The organism is Bacteroides sp. ET71, assembly GCF_023336905.1.
Lineage (GTDB): Bacteria > Bacteroidota > Bacteroidia > Bacteroidales > Bacteroidaceae > Bacteroides.
The window spans coordinates 1-1,226 of record NZ_JAMBLS010000093.1; the positions used below are offsets into that span (position 1 = coordinate 1).

Genomic DNA, 1,226 nt, shown 5'->3' on the forward strand with positions numbered 1-1,226 from the left:
TCCAATGAATTTGCTTTTATATATGGCGTACTCTACAGTGTAAGTAGCCAGTTTCACGCCTAAGAACATGCCTACAAGCAATATATATGCTACAAAACAAAAATGATTATACATGAGGTCTGTTAAGAATACAGGTATCAATAGGGCTATGATTGTAGCGTTCTGAAACCATTTTTGTACTTTCAATAACAGGTCAATGTATAAGTGATTTTCTATGTAACTGAAACCCCATTTATAATTATGACGTTTCAGATAAGACAACGAGAACCATAGCCCTACAAGTGAAGCGATAAGGGCAACTTGCCACCATGCCCCCATGTATGGGAACATACTTTTTAAGAATGTCAGCAGGACAATGGCTATTATGCTGCATTCATATACTATTCTTACTTTTGTTGTATTATTCATATATGTACGCTATTTGTTGGTAATGGCTAAGCGATGAACGCTGTAAGCGTTATCACGCTTTATTAACAACATATTTTATTCTCATTCCAGTGTACCATATCGTATGGATAGTAAGGTAAACCTTTCAGGCTGCTATCATCCAATCCTAAAACCTTGACCAATGCACCGCTTTCAAAACTCCAATAACCGTCATGTATTATACCATATTTATGGTCGTTATACCACGGATATTCTGAATGTCCACGATACCACTCTTTTTTGAGATACTTCTCCAATCGTTTTATCGCTTGCTTCTTGTCTATCTTGGCTAATTCCGAAACTTCCAAGATTGCCTGATAAGGTATATCATCAAAAACGCAATCTGCCAATTTCTTACGTTCGGGGAAGCGGTAATTTAGCAACACATCATAAACATGGTCTTTGACTTTTTCCCGTTCTATTAAAGCAAGCATGACACAAAGAATATCATCCTCATAATCTAACATGATACCTATCGAAAGCAACCATAACATTTGTTGGTAATAACCGTATGGTGTCCAATATTCTTGCATTGCTTTGACTGCTTGTAGGTAATCGGGTTTTAAGCATTCTAAGTCTTTACCCATAGAATACATAGTAACTAAAGAACCTATTCTGTATTTAAGTAAAAACACATAAGGGCTTATACCGCCAGAATTACGTTCTTTATCATAAGAACCCATTATTTCTTCTTCCAGTTCTTTTATATCATCAACGTATTCAGCTAATTGCTTTAAATACTGTTCTTCCGTAAAAAGTTTATCTCTTAATTCCATATATGATACACTGCTTTTTGATGT

General features: G+C 35.4%; 2 protein-coding genes. Both read right to left on the minus strand.

All coding sequences use genetic code 11. The features are described from left to right. A partial coding sequence (locus M3090_RS15275) for a hypothetical protein (protein WP_249057695.1) occupies positions 1 to 408 on the minus strand: 408 nt, incomplete at its 3' end. 62 nt (positions 409 to 470) lie between these two features. Then, positions 471 to 1,202, minus strand: coding sequence for a PoNe immunity protein domain-containing protein (locus M3090_RS15280; protein WP_249057697.1), 732 nt, complete (start codon positions 1,200 to 1,202; stop codon positions 471 to 473). Positions 1,203 to 1,226: the final 24 nt, after the last annotated feature.

Excerpts from the sequence above, each read along its gene's own strand:
- M3090_RS15280 (WP_249057697.1), bottom strand. The coding sequence starts at position 1,202 with ATGGAATTAAGAGATAAACTTTTTACGGAAGAACAGTATTTAAAGCAA.